The sequence below is a fragment of the Hornefia porci genome, from assembly GCF_001940235.1.
In the GTDB taxonomy this organism is placed as follows: domain Bacteria; phylum Bacillota; class Clostridia; order Peptostreptococcales; family Anaerovoracaceae; genus Aminicella; species Aminicella porci.
In genome coordinates this window covers 2,650,854-2,668,810 of the sequence record NZ_MJIE01000001.1, presented here as the reverse complement: position 1 = coordinate 2,668,810, position 17,957 = coordinate 2,650,854, and the positions used below count along the sequence as shown (strand labels likewise).

Sequence of the window (17,957 nt, the reverse complement as noted above, 5' to 3'; positions counted from 1 at the left end):
TCCGGGTGAGCCTGAAAATACGGATCCGCGCCGAGCTCCTCCATCAGAAACCGTTACGCGTCTCTCTCCGCCGGCGTATAGGTCAGACTTCTGGCCTGAATGTACTTGTATAGAAACGGCTTGATTTCCTCTTCAATTCCGTTCAGAATTCCTGACTGGTTCATCGGTTCATCCTCCTTGAATTATTCTACTATGCTCACAATAAGTTCAGAATCAACTGTCCATTCTTGCGATACCATTTATTTCCATAGAAGATCACATAGATATTACCTTTTGTCGCATCCATTAGGTTAGACCTCCTTCTTTGTTCCGTATGGTGCAGTTTCCTCCGCTACCATCTGTAAATCCTGTTCTTTATTGCTGAAATCCTCAGCATAGCTAACTACCTGACGCTCCATATCGTTATTGTCCGTCCACAGCTCACACTGAAGCATTACTGTGGCAACAGCATCATCCATTCCTTCTGGCGGGTATTTATGTTTCTTTAATAGTCTCTTAATCATCATGCGCATCTTAGCGCGTGCAGAATCACGTTTCTGCCAATCGATAGATCGATTCCTGCGCAGCGCATCTGTGAGCTCTTTTGTAATAGCAATCAGCTCATCATTTTCATAGAAGTCCTTAATTGCCTGTGGCTTGGTAAGGGCATCATAGAATGCCAGCTCATCTTCAGAAAGGCCAAGCTCATCCCCGGCTTCATGTGCATCACGAATCTGCTTTGCCATTTTCAGAAGTTCCTCGATTACTTCCTCATTGGTAAGCATTCCGTTCAGATACCGGTTCATGACACCTTGAATAATTTCACTGAATTTCTCGGACTTAACCACATTCGTGCGTCTATATATCTGCACCTGTTCCGCTATTAGTTTTTTCAGAAGCTCAACAGCAAGATTCTTCTCCTTCATCTTTGAAATTTCCTCAAGGAATTTAGGGTCGAACAGGGAGAATTCCTCTTTAATATCAGAGAACAAATTGATAACACCATCGCTCTTGATGCTAGATTTCAGAAGTTCATTGATACGAGCGTTCATTTCCGGCAGAGATAGCTTCTTACCCTCGCCCTGATTCATTAAGCGCATAACAAGCACGCGGACAGATTCAAAGAATGCCGCCTCGACTCGCAGATCACGCTCTACCAGTGAAGAGCAGAGAGACAAAGCCTGACGCAACAACAGTGCTTCTTTGATGAAGTCTTCGCGTTCTCTTTCCTTGTCAGTTCCTACAATGAAGTTAACTGCCCCGGTGATAACCTTCGAGCGTTCAAGATCGGTGCCGTTCGTAAACTTGAAATAGTCATATCCGTGGAACAGATCACAGCAAATGGAGAGTTTCTCAAGGAACTTCGGATACGCCACTTTGGCAATATCGGTATCACCGTAATTCTTTTTATCACGAGCCGTATAGTCATTCATGGCCTGTTTCAATGCTGATGCAATGCCTACATAGTCAACAATCAAGCCGCCTTCTTTATCCTGAAAGACACGATTGACACGGGCAATGGCCTGCATCAGATTATAACCCTGCATCGGCTTATAGACATACATCGTTGCAAGAGAAGGAACGTCAAATCCAGTCAACCACATATCAACGACTATGGCGATCTTCATTTCGCTATTATTGTCTTTGAATTCCTTAGCGAGCTCATCCCTGCGGCGCTTATTCCCAATAACAGCACGCCACTCTTCCGGATCTTTATTGCTCTCGGTCATTACAACCTTGACCTTTTCTTTCCAGCTTGGGCGCAGTTCAAGAATACGATTATAAATCTTCATAGCGATTGCGCGAGAATACGCGACAACCATCGCCTTTCCTGTCAGGAGATCGGCTCGATAATTTTCATAGTGGTCAAGAATATCATTAACCAGTGAATCTATGGTAGCGTCATTTCCAAGAACAGCTTCCATCTGACCAAGCTCCTTCTTGCTCTTTTCAACCACTTCAGGATCCGCATTATTCGCCATAATGTCGTATTCCTGATCAATCAGATGAAGCGTAGCTTCGTCGAATTTCAGCTTAATTACGCGGCTCTCATAATATACCGGTCTCGTTGCGCCATCCTCTACGGCCTGTGTCATGTCGTAAATATCGATGTAATCACCAAAAACCTCACGGGTATTTCTGTCTTTCGCCGAGATGGGAGTTCCGGTAAATCCAATATATGTAGCATTCGGAAGGCTATCACGAATAATACGCGCCGTTCCGACCTTTATCTCACCGGTCTTGGCGTCAACTTTTTCCTTCAATCCATACTGGCTGCGATGCGCCTCATCAGCCATAACGATGATGTTACGGCGCTCTGAAAGCGGCTCAGAAGACTCCTCGAATTTCTGCATCGTCGTAAAAATGATGCCGTTTGCCTGCCTGCCGTCTAGCCAGTCCTTCAATCCGATATCATTTTTCCCGGAAGTCTCTGTTAGCTTCCTACAGGTAGCATGCACCGGTTCCTGACGCAGAAAATCCTTACACTTTGCAAACTGACCATAGAGCTGATCATCAAGATCGTTACGGTCTGTAATTACTACGATAGTTGGGCTGTCCAGCGCTTCCTGCAGAAGGTGTGCATAAAAAACCATAGACAGAGATTTTCCGCTGCCCTGTGTATGCCAGAATACGCCACCTTTACCATCAGTAACCGTGGCGTTCTTTGTAGATTCAATAGCCTTTCGCACTGCAAAATACTGGTGATAGCCAGCCAGAATCTTAAACTTCTTCAACCCCTCATTTGAGAAGCAGATGAAGTTTTTGATGATGTCCAGCAGGCGCTCTTTTTCAAACATTCCCTCAAAGAATGTATCAAACTGAGCGTATTGCGTATTCTCATAACTGCCGTCTTTTGTTTTCCATTCCATGAAGCGATCTTCACCGGAAGTGATGGTTCCGGCCTTGCTGGTTAAATGATCGCTGATGACACAGATGCAGTTATAGATAAACATCGAAGGAATTTCCTGCATATAGTTTCTGATCTGTAGATATCCTTCTGATGCATCGGTCTCCTCACGAGATGGTGACTTCAGCTCAATAAGTACAACCGGCAAGCCATTTAAAAACAGAAGCACATCGGGACGCTTGTTGCTGTTTTCAATGAACGTCCATTGATTGGCCACAACAAAGGAGTCGTTTTCAGGATTTTTGTAGTCGGCAATATAGACGAGGCCGGAGCGCTCCTCACCCTTAACGAAGTACCGAACTTCGATTCCATGCTGAAGATAGTCCATAAAGAGTTCATTTTTCTGGACAAGTTCAGCGTTTTCAAAATGCTTCAGTTTGGACAGCGCATCTGTAATAGCATCCTCCGGCATTTTCGGATTCAACCTATGCAGCGCAGATATCAATTCTTCTTCAAATAAAGGGCTATGGAAGTCACGCTCCAAATCCGGTGCGTATACATACCGGTACCCCATGTTCCGGAATAATTCGATTATCGAATTCTCATAATCCGCTTCGGTATAAAATCCTGACATGAGTCTCACTCCTTCATTTATTTCTTACATTGTCCTCTTCATAGAGATGGTTTTCATTCATCTTCGCTCCGTTTCAAACAAGAATTTACTTGAGCAAGCGCAAGCCACATATACTAAGATGTTTATCACCGATGCAGATTCTTCATGGCCTGAAGGCAAACTCTCTGACCTCATCGAGGTTTGTTATGGCAAAAATTATAAAAAGCTGAATGATGGTGCTATACCTGTTTACGGCTCAGGAGGTATCATGCGCCATGTTGATCAGTTTCTATATGATCATGAATCGGTTCTCATTCCTCGTAAGGGAACACTCAACAACGTTATATACGTTAATGAACCTTTCTGGTCAGTGGACACGATGTTCTTTACGAAAATGAAGAGGAAGAATGTTGCAAAGTTTGTATTCCATTTTCTTAAAGGCAAGGATTTAGCGTCCATGAATACTGGATCTGCAGTTCCAAGTATGACTACAAAGATTCTTGATGCTATTCCTCTCCAGATTCCGGATGACCAGACACTCTCTAATTTTGAAACACTGGCATCTCCGTATTACGAGACGATAGCTTTTAACAACAAAGAATCTAAAACCCTTGCAGATATGCGAGATTCATTACTTCCTCGACTCATGTCCGGCGAGATCGACGTCTCTAGCATCGACCTCTAAGCCGCATATAAATTCTTGTTTATCTTTTCATTTTCTTCGATCATGTCATCAAGCATAGCAAGATACCTCGCTATTATTTTCTGGTCAGATTCCTCTTCTGGAATATCAATTTCAAGTCCATTAATATCGTTACGATTAACAGATCCGAAAACAGTGCCGCTTTCTTTTTTAAGTAACAAAGGCATGTAGTACTTTAGAAGATAGAACAAAAAACTTTGATTTCCATTCTTCATTCTGATGCCACAAACACCACGACCAAGACACATATCTACTGGTGTAAAGTTTAAATCACCAACTGGAGCTCGTACACTCATAATGACATCACCAGCTTTTGCCGTTTTAGTGACTTTCGTAGTGTATGTATCAAACGTTGGATACTTTGTCCCAAATGTTCGATTACCTTGCAAAAATGGCATTCCCTCACCGTCTGAATTGTAGAATTCAGATTTTGGTGATTGCCCCATTGTGACATCTGCAATATCTTCCAATTTGCACTTCATCATTCCACTTCCTATCCAATATATTTCTTATGCGCCAGCTTCACGTTGCTCTGTTTGACCATTGCGTACTGAAGCGTTGTATCTATTCGTTTATGCCCGAGTAGCTGTTGCAACTGCTCAATCGGCATTCCCTTATCTATCGCCTTTGTAGCAAGCGTCCGCCGGAACTTATGCGGATGTACCTTCTCTATGTTCAGACGCTTTCCAATATCCCGGACTCGCGATTCCACACCTCCGATGGTAAGTCGTGAATGCGGAGCCTTCAGTGTGACAAACAACGCCTCACCGTTATCACTTCGACTGTCGAGATACTCTTGCAGATGTATTTTCGTTCGAGCATCAAAGTATACAATGCGTTCCTTGTTGCCCTTGCCGAGCACCTTGCACTCCCGCTCGTTGAAATTAATGTCCGACTGGTTCAGCAGCACCAGTTCACCGACGCGCATTCCCGTTGAGGCCAGCATATCAATCAAAGCGAGATCACGTTTTTCTTCACAACTGTCTCGCATCTTCTCCAGATCCTCATCCGAGTAAGTGTCCTTGATGCTGCTCGTCGTCTTCACCTTGTGAATTCGGCGAATCGGACTTTTGATAAGATATTCCTCATCCTCCAACCAGGAGAAGAAGCTCGACAGAATCCGGCGCACATTGTCAATCGTAACGCGGCTGAGGTCATTCAGTTTCTGATAGTCCGTCAGGTATGACCGCAGATCTTCCGTCATAATATGCGTCACCTCCTTACCAGTTTCCGTCAACATCCGGCTGATCGTGTTCTGGTAGTAGGTAAGCGTTTTCTCGGAACATCCCTCGATGCGCTTTGCCTCCAGAAACTTCTGCAGAAGCTCCTGACTGCTGATTTCGTCCTTATCCGGCTTATCCTCCATATACTTGCCAAGCACAGATTCCAGCGTCTGTTCCAGTGCTTTTGCCTGTGCATTGTCTAGAAGCGGCAGCATCCGCTGCAGCACTTCCTGTTTGATTGATTCTTTCATGTTGTCGTTTCTCCTTCTATAGATTTTCCAGAGAACGACATCAACGGCAGTTCCGTTGGTTTGTTCCTCCCGCCGTTGGTGGGAGTAGGCATTCGATTACTTCTTCTTTTTCTTTGTTTCTTTCTCAAGTGTTTTTATCGTATCCAAATACGCTTCTTCTACAGGAGAAAGTGTCTGTACCTGATATTTACGATACTCCGCTTCTGCTTTTTCCATCGCCTGTTTGTGACTAATCTTGCCTGCTCCTTGCAGTACCTGTTCACCTGTACTTCCAAGAACGTTATCTAATTGTTGTACATAGTCACTCATGTGCATCGGATTATGCCGCATTGCCTGAATTTCAGCAAAATCAAAATATCCAGAAACCAGATTGTTGAGTATCTTCAGCTCGTTTTCATCCAGATAATTCTTTGCAATGCCAATATCAGATTTCACAGGAAAATCTCCCTTAAATGACTTTAACCCCATAAACGGTTTATCAGCATCAGCCCGTTCATAGATTATCTCTGCTGCAGTATGTCCATGAACAGCATAATGTAGTTTATTCTGAACCATCTTAAAGAATGCAATTGACTCGCTGCTCTTGGGATCATAATCTACACTTGTAGCATAGAGATCAAGCACCTGTCGATACAGTACTTTCTCACTGGATCGGATATCACGAATCCGGTCCAGTAATTCTTTCCAGTATTCACCGCCGCCATTGCCCTTCAGCCTCTCATCATCCAAGGCAAAACCTTTTACCATATATTCTTTCAGAATAGCCGTCGCCCAACGCCTGAACCGCGTTGCAACTCGCGATTTGACTCTGTATCCAAGAGAGATGATCATGTCCAGGTTATAAAACGGCATCATCCTGGAAACAGTTCTATTACCTTCTTCTCTAACCTGTCGGAAATTCCGACAGGTTGAGTCCTCCTCCAGTTCACCTTCTTCATAAATGTGCTTTATATGTTCAACAACATTAGTTCTTGAGGTTTGAAACAACTCCGACATCTGCTGTTGCGTAAGCCAAACAGTCTCATCTTCAAGAAGAACATCAATATTTGTCTGTCCATCTTCAGATTGATATATTATTATTTGTCCCTTATCATTATTCTCCAATAGTTCTACTCCTTTAGTATTCGTGGTATAAACAAGAATTTATATGCGGCTTAGAGGTCGATGTCGGAGACGTCGATTTCACCGGACATTAGTTTCGGTAACAAGGTATCGCGAGTTTCTGCCAAACATTTAGATTCCTTAACATTTGCAGCTATTTGCCTAAAGATAGCCAGTAACAACTGTTCCAATGGTTCTACCTCTAACTTAGGCAATAGCGGAACAGGAATAGCCTGGATGTTCTTGATAGGAAGCTTTAACTGTACAGCGCCTACCGTACCCTTTTGGATTGCCTCAATACCTGCAGGGGAACGAAGGTAAAGAAGTAAATACTCTGGAGAGATTCCGTTAAGATTTGTGACTTTAACACAGTTTTCAGTCAAATTGGCATTATCCAGGGATTTATCAACGATAGCGGTTAACCCTATTGTTCCAACGATGGATATGAGAACATCACCCGATGACGTTATGTATCGTGAAATTGACTTCTGGGTCTCATCATCAACATATTCATAGTCAGCAGATAGCGAGGCAAACACAACATTGTTGAGATCACGTACACGAATATATGGATGTGAATTAGGTTCAGTGATTAAATTAGTTCCTTTTGGAAGCCTTTTTCCGCCCTTTATATCGCCTAACGTTCCTAAATTGGCATAGGAGATAGATCCCGAATGTTGTAGTGTGTTCTCAAAAGTAGCCATGGCTTGCTGCAATAAATTCTTGTTTATCTCATTGTTCACCTCGATTTTGTCATCTAAGTCTCGGAGTATCGAATCCACTACCTTCTGTTCCGGCAATGATGGTAATTCCACTTCAATGCCATCAAATGTGTCCCGCGTAATAGTATCAAACACCGAGCCGTGAGTATTCTTTTTCAAAACCACCACATTGTGCTTAATTAAGTAGTATAGATATTCTGTATCAACAAGGCCTTCTTTCGCCCGAAGCCCATAACACGACTGGTTAAAAGCCATGGGAAATGGAATCATCGCCATTTCCCCGACAGTACCACGCGCTGAAATTATCGAATCATTACGCTTAAGCATTTTCGTCGAACTATTATCAAGTCCAGCTTGTGTAATGGTTTTCTCTGTTTCATAGACATAACGATAATCATTGTTAAAATCTTTTACAGAAAGCCACGGAATATCACCATTCCAATATTCCGGTTTACTTGTTTTCGGAGTTCCACCGCCGATAATATCCATTATTTCGGAGAGTTTATATTTCATATCCAATCGCCCCCAGTTTCCTACGAATTTCGTCCTCAAGTTCATGAGAGCGCACAAACATATCGGAAAGCTCCGATGTCAGCCTTGTCATTTTCTCTTCAAACGGCTCGCCGTCATCTTCCCGTTCTTCGATACCAACATAACGTCCCGGAGTCAAAACATAGTCCTGCTTCGCGATATCCTGTATCGTTGCCACAGAACAAAAACCTTTTTCATCCTCAAGCGTACCGTTTTGGAAGTCCTCGAAAGTATCCGCAAGCTTCTGGATATCCTCGTCGGCGAAATCTCGGTGCTTACGGTCTACCATATGCCCCATCTTGCGGGCATCAATAAAGACTGTCTTTCCTTTCTGTTTCTTGCCCTTTGAAATGAACCAGAGCGTCGCAGGGATTGTTACACTATAGAAGAGCTGTGGAGGCATAGCGATGATGCCTTCGATCAGGTCATCCTCGATGATCTTCTTCCTGATCTCACCCTCGCCACCACTCTGGGAAGACAGTGCTCCATTTGCAAGAACAAGTCCGATCTTACCGTTCGGAGCAAGATGATGGATCATATGTTGAATCCATGCAAAGTTGGCATTACTTGCAGGCGGAATTCCGTATTTCCAGCGAACATCGTCCATCAACTTATCCTGTCCCCACGGATTGTAGTTGAAGGGAGGATTAGCCAGAATGAAATCTGCCTTCAGTGTCGGATGAAGGTCATTCGTAAAGGTATCGGCATGATAAGCACCAAGGTCTGCATCAAGGCCACGAATTGTAAGATTCATGATGGCCATCTTCCATGTGTCCGGATTGGCCTCCTGACCATAGATGGAAATTGCACCTCTATTGCCTGAGTGCGCCTGAATAAACTTTGCACTCTGTACGAACATTCCGCCGCTGCCACAGCAGCAATCATATACACGGCAGTTTGAATAAGGCTTCAGAATTGATACCAGCGTATTTACGATACTTGACGGTGTATAAAATTCGCCACCACCTTTACCTTCTTTTTCGGCAAACTGAGCGATACAGTACTCATAAGTTCTGCCAAGTATATCACGGTTTCCCTCGGTCTCTCCCATATCCATATTAGTAAAGAGGTCAACGACATCGCCGAGGACTCTCTTGTCCAGATCTGGACTGGCATAATTCTTCGGAAGCACGTTCTTCAGTTTCTTGTTGTCGGCCTCGATTGCACGCATAGCATTATCGATAACTGTTCCGATTTCCGGTTTGTGCGCTGCTGCTGCAATCTTACTCCAGCGGGCATCCTCTGGAACGAAGAAGACATTATCCTCCAGATATGCATCCGGATCATTCTCGAATCCATCGCCTTCAGCGACAAGCTGTTGATACTTCTTGTCAAATGCCGTAGAAGTGTACTTCAGGAAGATAAGGCCGATTATTACATTTCTATATTCTGATGCAGGAATATGTCCCCACAACACGCAAGCCGCATCCCAAATTTGTTTTTCAAAGCCGATATTGGCAGTATTCTTTTCAGCCATTTACTTCGTCCTCACTTTCAGTAGCTTCATCAGGTATCATCTCCATAATATCGGAGACATCACAGTTCAAGACGCCACAAATTTTAGCAAGTACACTTGTTGTAACATTCTCATCCTTTCCAAGCTTTGCAAGAGAAGAAGAGCTAATCTTCGCAGCTTTTCGCAGCTGTGTTTTCGTCATGTCTCGATCAATTAGCAGTTTCCATAATTTCTTATAACTGGTTTTCACCTTGAGCCTCCTCTACATTCCACGGCTCACCATAAAGCTCGCAATGGTTATACGAAGACCTATACACCCTATTATCTTTCTCGTTTCTACCGCATATGCATCTTGCATGTCGAATGCAATAAAAATCTGTAGTCAATCGTGCTCTGACATATCTTCAGACATGAAAAACGACTGAATACCGAATAAAGTATAGCACGATGCGAATCATAGGTCAAATATTTTATTTGAGATATGGATTTCAGGTTTGCATGTCAGCTGTAAAAAAAATCCACCGAGGTCGGTACAAATGATGTAAAAAAACTTACACAAAAAAGGCATTTGAGCATCCTCACTTGGCAAAAAAGCGAACAGACCGCGCACCGGCGGTAAAATCCGCACGGCGCACGGCCTGTTCTGATTTCGTTTAAGGTTACTTGACAGCAGCAAACGCGTCGTCCAGCGCGTCGATGATGTCCAGGATGTTTTCTGTTCCGATGGACAGACGGATGGTGTTCGGCTTTATGCCCTGCTCCTGCAGTTCCTCTTCAGACAGCTGGGAGTGCGTCGTGGAAGCCGGGTGAATCACCAGGGATTTCACGTCCGCAACATTCGCCAGCAGTGAGAAGATTCCCAGGTTGTCAATCCATTTTCTTGCGGTCTCCTCATCGCCCTTAATCTCGAACGTGAAGATGGAACCTCCGCCGTTGGGGAAATATTTGTCGTAATACTCGTGGCCCAGTTCTCCCTCCAGAGACGGATGATGAACCTCCTCCACCTGCGGATGATTCTTCAGATAATCGACGACCTTCAGCGCGTTCTGCACATGGCGTTCCACTCTCAGCGACAGAGTTTCCAGTCCCTGCAGGAACACAAACGCGTGTACCGGTGAAATCGTCGCTCCGGTATCTCTCAGCAGAATCGCGCGGATATATGTCGCAAACGCCGCCGGACCCGCCGCGTCCACGAAACTGACGCCGTGATAGGACGGGTTCGCCTCTGCGATCCACGGATATTTTCCGGTCTTCGCCCAGTCATAAGTGCCTGCGTCTACCACAACTCCACCGATAGCGGTTCCGTGTCCTCCGATGAATTTGGTCGCGCTGTGGATCACGATGTCCGCGCCATACTCGATCGGTCTGACCAGATAAGGCGTCGCAAATGTGTTGTCAATCGCCAGAGGCAGATCGTGCTTATGAGCGATTTTCGCCAGGCCTTCGATATCGGCGATATTGCCGAGAGGATTTCCCAGCGTCTCCGCGAGAATCGCCTTGGTATTCTCATCAATAGCCGCTTCAACCTCTTCTTCGTTATAGATATCCACCCACTTCGCGGTGATTCCGAAATTGGAAAGAGTATGCTCCAGCAGATTGTAGGTTCCGCCGTAAATGTATTTCGAGGCGACGATATTCTCACCCTGCTTCGCAAGCGCCTCAATCGCATAGGTTACCGCAGCGGCTCCCGAGGCTGTCGCAAGTGCGGCGACGCCCCCTTCCAGCGCGGCAATTCTCTTTTCAAACACATCCTCCGTGGAATTGGTCAGACGTCCGTAAATATTTCCCGCATCCTTCAGTCCGAACCGGTCGGCTGCATGCTGCGAATTTCTGAACACATAGGAAGAGGTCAGATAAATCGGAACCGCTCTGGCGTCCGACGCCGGATCCGCCTCCTCCTGTCCTACATGAAGCTGTAACGTCTCAAATCTGTAATTCTTCTCTGCCATTGTCAAGTACCTCCATATTCTTCCCGAACGCCTCGCGTCCGTCACATTTTAATGTCCTTGTGTGCTGACTTTTTTAACCTATATCTTTGGTGTGTTTATAATATAGCACGATTCCCTGTCCGTGTAAAATCTATAATTCCTATCGTGCGTAATAGCTTTTATCTATATCAAAATTCATTTGAGAGGAGGCCTCCGACGCCCTCTCGCGGCGTTCGTCAACCTCCTCGTTCCGCATTGCTGACTCCGTCCAGATAACGCTTCATCTCATCCACATACATCCGGCCGATGTCGCTGAGCGGACTGCGCTTCCTCGTAATATAGCCTATCGTCATGACCGCGTTCCGGTTTTCCCGGTCGCCCCGGAAGGGCACAGCCACATAGGCGTCACCGTTCAGTTCCTCATTGATGATCCCCGAGCAGAGAATATATCCGTTCAGCCCCACCATCAGATTCAGCATGGTCGCCCGGTCGCTGGCTTTGATCGTCCGGGGATACTCCTTCTCCGTCATAATCTCTTCCGTGAGATAATAGGAGCCTTCCTCTCCCTGATCGAACGCCAGGCACGGATAATCCTCCAGCTGCTTCAGCGTCAGCGACACCTCCTTCGCCAGCGGATGTCCCCGCCACATATAGATGTAGGCGCTGCAGCGAATCAGCTCATGGAATTCCAGATCGTGGTCCCGCAAAAGCTTTCCGATAGCCCTTCGGTTGAAGTCACTGAGGTACAAAACTCCGATCTCACTCCGCAGATTTCCCACATCCGCAATGACCGCCCGGGTCCTGGTCTCAAAGATTCCGAACTCGAAATCGCTGGTCCCAAGCTTTCTGACGGTTTCCACAAAAGCCTTCACGGCGAAGGAATAGTGCTGCGTAGAAACGCTGAATTTTCTTTTGTAATTGCGGTCGCTGGAATACTTCTCCTGAATCAGTTCATACTGCTGGTACAGCTGCCTCGCGTACATCAGGAAATCCGCGCCCTCGCTGGTCACAATCATGCCGCGGCTGGTTCTCGTGAAAATCGACAGTCCGATCTCTTTCTCCAGTTCCTTCACCGCACTGGTCAGGGACGGCTGGGAGACAAAGAGCTGTTCGGCGGCCTTGTTCATAGAGCCGGCGCGGGCGATCGTCAGAACATAGTGAATCTGCTGCAATGTCATTGGTTCTCTTCATCTCCCCTCTTCAAATCCGTATTCTCCGCGCCGTCATATCATATAGTCGTCGCCGGCGTCACCGCGGCGGACGAGATCCGCAACTGTAATGCCGTCAAAAAATTCATTTGTCATCTCATAATATTTCTGCCACATCTCCAGTGTCTTGCAGCCGGCGGCCCTGGGACAGGTATTCACCTCCGAGTCCAGACATGCGACAGGCGCGAGGCTTCCTTCAATTTTCCGAAGCACATCGCCGATAGTATAACTGTCCGCATCCCGGACCAGCCTGTATCCGCCGCCCTTGCCGCGCTGCCCCTGAACATATCCGGCTCTGGAAAACACGACGATGATGCTCTCCAGATACTTTTCCGAAATCCCCTGCCGTTCAGCGATCTCCTTCAGCGGAATGAACTCGCCCGTATTATGCTCGGCGAGATCGATCAGCACCCGCAGTGCATAACGGCCTCTGGTTGAAATTTTCAGTGCCATTGAATCACCTTCCTCCTCTTGTTTGTACCATTATACCACCGCAGTCTTCAATAATCAACTATTTTGGTAGGTAATTAGGATAGTCCTACGCCTCTGTATGCGCGTGTATGCTCGGCTTCGCTGTCAGCAGTTCCCGATCAGCACTGTGCTGAGAAATCCGGACGCAACCTCTGCAAGCCGACGTATCCGCCCTGTCTCCAGCGGTCGGCCCGAAACCTTGTACCGTGGGAAACAGCGGGTTACATGCAGCGGAATCTCCGGATCCAGCGCAGCGATCCACCGCGCCTCCGCTTCCATCATTTCCTCTGTGTCGTTCAGCCCGGGCACAATCAGCGTCGTCAGTTCCAGATGCGTCCGCGAGCCCGCCGCGATCTCGATAAAGTCCAGCGTCTGCTGAAAGTCTCCGCCCAGCATCCGGTAGCCCTCCTCTGAAAAGCATTTCAGATCGATGTTCATCGCATCGATTTCCGGAATCACTCGCTCCGCGATTTCCCGGCTCACGCTTCCGTTGCTCACAAGAACCGCCTTCATGCCGTTTCGGTGCAGAAGCTCCGCCGTATCCAGCAGGAATTCAAAGCTGATAAGCGGCTCGTTGTAGGTGAAAGCAACGCCTGTGTTTCCCTCCGGCCGAAGGGATATGGCCGTCTTACAAAGTTCTTCCGGCGAGATTTCCCGCCAGGGCACGCCGGCCTCTCCTGCCATGGAGATTTCGTAATTCTGGCAGAACGGACACCGGAGATTACAGCCATAGGATCCGCAGGAGAGAATTCTGCTTCCCGGCAGAAAACGGGCCAGAGGTTTCTTTTCAATCGGATCCAGCGCCAGCGACGTAATCCTCCCGTAGTTTGCGCAGATCACGCTGCCCTGTTCAGCCTTCCGCGCCCCGCAGGCACCGGTCTGCCCCTCCTGCAGTCTGCATTCTCTGGCGCAGACTGTGCATTTAATAATGTCTGACGACTTCAAACCGTTCAAGCTCGATCTCCTCGTCCGGCCGTATTCCGGCCTTCTGCCTGGCAATGCTGATCTGCTGCTCCACATCGCGCACGCCGTCCAGATTCGGCAGAAGCAGGCCCTGCCGCCCGCCGCAGGTCACGATCACGCCGTAGCGTTTCACATCCAGTTCCTCCGGAGACCGGATCTTTTCCGTCTCTCCCAGCACATCCACGCTGTACTCCAGAAACGGAAGCTCCGCCTCGGTTACCGGACTGAACCGGGGATCTCTTGATGCGGCGCTGACCGCATTATGAATGATTTCTTCTGCCACGTTTTCCTGCGTCGGTCCGACGGTTCCGATGCAGCCCCTGAGATTTCCGTCGATATGCAGCGATACGAACGCCCCGGCTCTGCGCTGCGTCATCTCCTCCGGAAGACCGTCAGGCAGGCCGATGATCCTTTGTTCCCGCACAAAGGTCTCCAGAGAAAGGCGCGCGAGACGGACATATTCGTCCTCCTGTTCCTTCCTCTCCGCCAGCCGACGGTCGTACTCCTCCACATAGCGTTCGCCGAAGCCGCGTCCGGCGTCATACCCTGTCGGATGCACAGAGCACACACCGTATCCGACGCCGGTCACGCCCTCATACGAGTAGACGCGGGTCTCCACTCCCGTCATGTCAAAAGCCCCGGCCATAATGGTGAAGGAACGGTGCCCGCACTCTCCGGCTCCTGACAGAAGAGCCGGCTCATACTCCAGAAGCTCGTCGAAATTGCCCGTTTCCATGGTTTTCATGATCCGGGCGTCGTAAACCGGTCCCTCCCGGTGAAATCCGTAGGGGCCGTCCTCCTTCAGATAATGGGACAGATCTCCGCTGGCGATGAACACCGTTTTGCGTGCCAATGCGGAAACCGCCTGCTGAATCAGAATGCCCAGCGCGTAATGATCCAGCAGAGACTGGCCGGAGAGACCGATGCGGATGACTTTGTAGTCAGGGCGCTTCCCACAGTCGCGGTACGCCTTTTCCACAAAACGAAGCGGAATCAGAACCGCGTGGTCCAGTTCTTTGTTCCTCTCCCCGAGTGTGCCCGCGCGAAGCCCGGACTTCTCCGCCAGATCACAGATCTCACGGATCAGCTCACGGTCGTAGGCGACATTCATGCTGATCCCGCGGGCTCCGAAACGGCTCATATCTCCGTAGGCTCCCTTTCCCGGCGAAATGTGGAAGTAATCGCTGTACATCACAGAGTGAGGCGTCGTCACGATAATGGTTTCCGGCTCCAGCTCCGCAATTTCAGCCGCCACCGCCCGATAGGAATCGATGGTTTTCTGTATCGTTTTCTCCTCGCCCCGCCCGATTTCCGGGAGAATCATCGGCGGATGCGGTACCATATATCCTGCCAGTATGCTCATTTCAGTTTTTTCTCATCTTTTTCAGTTCCTCGAGTCCGATGACCTCCGGATCCATCTCATCGTCCGCATCATCAGGATCGAACGGCGTGCGGAGAATGTTCTCCGCGACGCTTTTGCTATATGCCAGTATGCGGTCGATCAGGAACCGGGCCGGACCGTCCGGATTCAGTTTGCGGATGATTCCGTCATATCCGAACACCAGCTCATAGCACTGATCGATCTCCATCTGCCCGGGATCCTCCGGCAGCGGAATGTCGGTGAGGCGGTCAATAATCGCCTGCGCCATAATCATATCTCCGAACAGGTCGTTGTAGTGTCCCTCTGAAACAGACGGCCCCGCCACCTCCATGATGAGATCGAAGATATCCGTCAGCGGCATTCCTCCCCGCACATTGATATCAATCGGGTTTCCCTCCAGGTCCCTCACCGTTACCGTCTCCGACGAGTTCCATGCCAGCTGTGCTCCGGACAGCGCCTGCGTTGCTGCGATAATATCCTTCTTTTCCATCCTCGACTTCCTCCTAGCGGACTGCAAACGAAAACATGTACGGATCCAGGGACCAGTACTCCTCCATCTTGTATTTAATGTAATCGGCGGACTCAAATTCCGGAATCCCCATATAATAATGCTTTTTGTCATCATTCTCGGAAATCAGAGAGCAGGCCGCATAGACACTGAAAGCGAAAAACAGCTTACTCTTGCGGTCCAGTCTGCCCTTTGTCTCCGGAAGCTCCTCCAGCATGTCGAACATCTTCATCATACGCGCGCGGCTGGTCTCCACAGAATCGTCCTCCATGACGTCCTTCAGCGCCGCGAACCCCGCTGCGACAGCCGGTGTGTCCACCGCGTTCTGACACAGTTCGCCGATTACATCAAACATTCTGATGTAATCCACGACATCATTGTCATAAAACGGGATTTCCAGTCCGGTCAGAAGCTCACGCATCTCTCCGTAACGGCTGTTGGATTCCGGCTCCTTCGCATCCAGCGTCTCCCGAACGACTTCGTCGATCAAAGCGCGTTCCTTTGTTCCGTCATACTCGCCCCGGGGCCGGTACGCGCCTCCGGCATCCCAGCTCAGCAGCATGTATCCGCCTTCCGGCGAGGCCTCCACAGTCAGGTAATTCAGCGGCTCATACTCCCTGCTGTAAATCAGATAGATGACAGCGCAGAGCGCAGGACGCTCCGGCTTCGGCAGAAAAATCCGGCAGATATTGACGCCGCCCTCGTATTCCAGCAGACCCGCGTCAAAATCCGACTCTGCATATTCTCCGCCGTCCTCCAGACTGCTGTACAAATCCCGGAACCAGCCGGCGCCGCTTTCCTCCAGCCGGCGGACCATGCCCTTACAGTCTCCGTAAAAACGGTTCAGCAGTTCTACATGTTCCAGCTCATATCGTTCCATTTCTCTCTGTCTCCTTAACAAAAAACTGACCGGCGGGGTTCCGCTTCTTCCGCTTCCTCCCGCCAGTTCGACCGATTCTGTAACCGGGCGCGACCGGTCCTGCCGCCGGCTCTGTCAGAACGGTTTTCCGGTCAGAAGCTCGTAGGCCTCTTTATATTTTTCGATAGTTTTGTCGATTACCTCCTGAGGCAGCAGATAATCGCTGTCCGGATTAGCCTTCAGCCAGTCTCTGACAAACTGTTTATCGTAGGAAGGTTGCGCCCGGCCCGGCTCGTAGCCTTCCAGAGGCCAGAAGCGGGAGCTGTCCGGCGTCAGCATCTCGTCGCCCAGCACGACGTTCCCGTCCTCGTCCAGCCCGAACTCGAACTTGGTGTCCGCAATGATGATGCCTCTGGAAAGGGCGTATTCCGCGCATTTTTTGTACAAAGCAATCGTGCAGTCGCGAAGCGTCGCAGCGTACTCCTCACCCTTCCCCGGGAACTGCTTTTCGATGACGTCGACGCTTTCCTCGAAGGAAATGTTTATATCGTGGTCGCCGATTTCCGCCTTGGTGCTCGGTGTGTAAATCGGTTCCGGCAGCCGGTCGGACTCCAGCAGACCCTCGGGCAGACGAATGCCGCAGACTGTTCCCGTCTTCTGGTAACTGCTCCATCCGGATCCGGTAATGTATCCGCGTACAATGCATTCAACCGGGAGCATGTTCAGTTTCCGGCACATCATACTGTTGCCGTCGAACTGAGGCTGACGGAAAAATTCCGGCATGTCGTTAACATCTACGGAAATCATATGATTCGGCAGAATGTCATTCGTCATGTCAAACCAGAACTTGGACATCTGCGTCAGAATCGCACCCTTGTCGGTAATCTTGTTCTTCAGGATGTGATCGAATGCGGAGATCCGGTCGGTCGCGACCATGATCAGACTGTCGCCGTTATCGTAGATTTCACGGACTTTACCTTCTTTTACTGGTTCATATGTTTTCATTAAATTCCTCCCTGTTCAGCGCCGGGCGCAATGGTTCTTTCCTTTCGGCAACGCCGCCCGTCATCTGACCGTATGTCCTCCGGGTCAGATGACATCAAAATCAGATAGAACTCCATTTAGACCGGCGCTTTCCGCCCTGTTTCCGCCCTGTTCAGCGCCGGGCGCAATGGTTCTTTCCTTTCGGCAACGCCGCCCGTCATCTGACCG

Annotated in this window: 16 protein-coding genes; 1 reads left to right on the top strand and 15 read right to left on the bottom strand. The window is 48.6% G+C overall.

Annotated features, from left to right (window positions below):
* Positions 1-290: 290 nt before the first annotated feature.
* Positions 291-3,461: a type I restriction endonuclease subunit R gene (locus BHK98_RS12350; RefSeq protein WP_075714640.1), complete on the bottom strand. Its 3,171-nt coding sequence runs from the start codon at positions 3,459-3,461 to the stop codon at positions 291-293.
* 118 nt (positions 3,462-3,579) lie between these two features.
* Here BHK98_RS12350 and BHK98_RS12345 point away from each other — a divergent pair, with 118 nt between their 5' ends.
* Positions 3,580-4,125 carry a restriction endonuclease subunit S gene (locus BHK98_RS12345; RefSeq protein ID WP_158024501.1) on the top strand — a complete coding sequence of 182 codons (546 nt, stop codon included), beginning with the start codon at positions 3,580-3,582 and terminating at the stop codon, positions 4,123-4,125.
* On the opposite strand, the gene BHK98_RS12340 is transcribed toward BHK98_RS12345, so the two are convergent.
* The 14 genes from BHK98_RS12340 to BHK98_RS12275 form a co-directional block, all read right to left on the bottom strand.
* Positions 4,122-4,628: a restriction endonuclease subunit S gene (locus tag BHK98_RS12340; RefSeq protein ID WP_202816880.1), complete on the bottom strand. Its 507-nt coding sequence runs from the start codon at positions 4,626-4,628 to the stop codon at positions 4,122-4,124. The genes BHK98_RS12345 and BHK98_RS12340 overlap by 4 nt on opposite strands.
* Positions 4,629-4,636: 8 nt before the next feature.
* On the bottom strand, positions 4,637-5,617 hold the full coding sequence (gene xerA / locus BHK98_RS12335) for a site-specific tyrosine recombinase/integron integrase (protein ID WP_075714634.1): 981 nt from the start codon (positions 5,615-5,617) through the stop codon (positions 4,637-4,639).
* Positions 5,618-5,713: 96 nt separating this feature from the next.
* Positions 5,714-6,721 (bottom strand): virulence RhuM family protein, encoded by a 1,008-nt coding sequence (locus BHK98_RS12330; RefSeq protein ID WP_075714632.1) that lies wholly within the window; start codon positions 6,719-6,721, stop codon positions 5,714-5,716.
* A gap of 50 nt (positions 6,722-6,771) precedes the next feature.
* Positions 6,772-7,953 (bottom strand): restriction endonuclease subunit S, encoded by a 1,182-nt coding sequence (locus tag BHK98_RS12325; RefSeq protein WP_075714630.1) that lies wholly within the window; start codon positions 7,951-7,953, stop codon positions 6,772-6,774.
* Complete coding sequence (locus BHK98_RS12320; protein ID WP_075714628.1) at positions 7,943-9,448, bottom strand: type I restriction-modification system subunit M; 1,506 nt, start codon at positions 9,446-9,448, stop codon at positions 7,943-7,945. The genes BHK98_RS12325 and BHK98_RS12320 overlap by 11 nt, the downstream gene beginning before the upstream one ends.
* Entirely contained in the window at positions 9,441-9,677 is a 237-nt protein-coding gene (locus BHK98_RS12315; RefSeq protein WP_075714626.1) for a helix-turn-helix domain-containing protein, read from the bottom strand. The genes BHK98_RS12320 and BHK98_RS12315 overlap by 8 nt, the downstream gene beginning before the upstream one ends.
* Before the next feature lie 409 nt (positions 9,678-10,086).
* A complete protein-coding gene (locus tag BHK98_RS12310; RefSeq protein ID WP_075714624.1) occupies positions 10,087-11,376 on the bottom strand; it encodes an O-acetylhomoserine aminocarboxypropyltransferase/cysteine synthase family protein in 1,290 nt (429 codons plus the stop codon).
* A 215-nt stretch (positions 11,377-11,591) separates the two neighbouring features.
* Positions 11,592-12,533, bottom strand: coding sequence for a LysR family transcriptional regulator (locus BHK98_RS12305; RefSeq protein ID WP_075714622.1), 942 nt, complete (start codon positions 12,531-12,533; stop codon positions 11,592-11,594).
* A 45-nt stretch (positions 12,534-12,578) separates the two neighbouring features.
* Positions 12,579-13,016 (bottom strand): RrF2 family transcriptional regulator, encoded by a 438-nt coding sequence (locus BHK98_RS12300; RefSeq protein ID WP_427811017.1) that lies wholly within the window; start codon positions 13,014-13,016, stop codon positions 12,579-12,581.
* A 123-nt stretch (positions 13,017-13,139) separates the two neighbouring features.
* Positions 13,140-13,988, bottom strand: a complete 849-nt coding sequence (amrS, locus tag BHK98_RS12295) for an AmmeMemoRadiSam system radical SAM enzyme (RefSeq protein ID WP_342718841.1) — start codon at positions 13,986-13,988, stop codon at positions 13,140-13,142.
* The gene (amrA, locus tag BHK98_RS12290; protein ID WP_075714620.1) at positions 13,957-15,360 is read right to left on the bottom strand and encodes an AmmeMemoRadiSam system protein A; all 1,404 of its coding nucleotides are present in this window, start codon (positions 15,358-15,360) and stop codon (positions 13,957-13,959) included. The genes amrS and amrA overlap by 32 nt, the downstream gene beginning before the upstream one ends.
* A gap of 1 nt (position 15,361) precedes the next feature.
* On the bottom strand, positions 15,362-15,868 hold the full coding sequence (locus BHK98_RS12285; protein ID WP_075714618.1) for a hypothetical protein: 507 nt from the start codon (positions 15,866-15,868) through the stop codon (positions 15,362-15,364).
* 13 nt (positions 15,869-15,881) lie between these two features.
* Positions 15,882-16,766, bottom strand: coding sequence for a hypothetical protein (locus BHK98_RS12280; protein ID WP_075714616.1), 885 nt, complete (start codon positions 16,764-16,766; stop codon positions 15,882-15,884).
* Positions 16,767-16,880: 114 nt separating this feature from the next.
* Positions 16,881-17,750 (bottom strand): phosphoribosylaminoimidazolesuccinocarboxamide synthase, encoded by an 870-nt coding sequence (locus BHK98_RS12275; protein ID WP_075714614.1) that lies wholly within the window; start codon positions 17,748-17,750, stop codon positions 16,881-16,883.
* Between the last annotated feature and the right edge of the window lie 207 nt (positions 17,751-17,957).

Bases quoted from the DNA above. Each gene is read 5' to 3' on its own strand.
- BHK98_RS12280 (WP_075714616.1), bottom strand. From the start codon at position 16,766: ATGGAACGATATGAGCTGGAACATGTAGAACTGCTGAACCGTTTTTAC.
- BHK98_RS12310 (WP_075714624.1), bottom strand. From the start codon at position 11,376: ATGGCAGAGAAGAATTACAGATTTGAGACGTTACAGCTTCATGTAGGA.
- BHK98_RS12275 (WP_075714614.1), bottom strand. From the start codon at position 17,750: ATGAAAACATATGAACCAGTAAAAGAAGGTAAAGTCCGTGAAATCTAC.
- BHK98_RS12345 (WP_158024501.1), top strand. From the start codon at position 3,580: ATGTTTATCACCGATGCAGATTCTTCATGGCCTGAAGGCAAACTCTCT.
- amrA (WP_075714620.1), bottom strand. From the start codon at position 15,360: ATGAGCATACTGGCAGGATATATGGTACCGCATCCGCCGATGATTCTC.
- BHK98_RS12320 (WP_075714628.1), bottom strand. From the start codon at position 9,448: ATGGCTGAAAAGAATACTGCCAATATCGGCTTTGAAAAACAAATTTGG.
- xerA (WP_075714634.1), bottom strand. From the start codon at position 5,617: ATGAAAGAATCAATCAAACAGGAAGTGCTGCAGCGGATGCTGCCGCTT.
- BHK98_RS12285 (WP_075714618.1), bottom strand. From the start codon at position 15,868: ATGGAAAAGAAGGATATTATCGCAGCAACGCAGGCGCTGTCCGGAGCA.
- BHK98_RS12300 (WP_427811017.1), bottom strand. From the start codon at position 13,016: ATGGCACTGAAAATTTCAACCAGAGGCCGTTATGCACTGCGGGTGCTG.
- BHK98_RS12305 (WP_075714622.1), bottom strand. From the start codon at position 12,533: ATGACATTGCAGCAGATTCACTATGTTCTGACGATCGCCCGCGCCGGC.
- BHK98_RS12325 (WP_075714630.1), bottom strand. From the start codon at position 7,953: ATGAAATATAAACTCTCCGAAATAATGGATATTATCGGCGGTGGAACT.
- BHK98_RS12340 (WP_202816880.1), bottom strand. From the start codon at position 4,628: ATGATGAAGTGCAAATTGGAAGATATTGCAGATGTCACAATGGGGCAA.
- BHK98_RS12350 (WP_075714640.1), bottom strand. From the start codon at position 3,461: ATGTCAGGATTTTATACCGAAGCGGATTATGAGAATTCGATAATCGAA.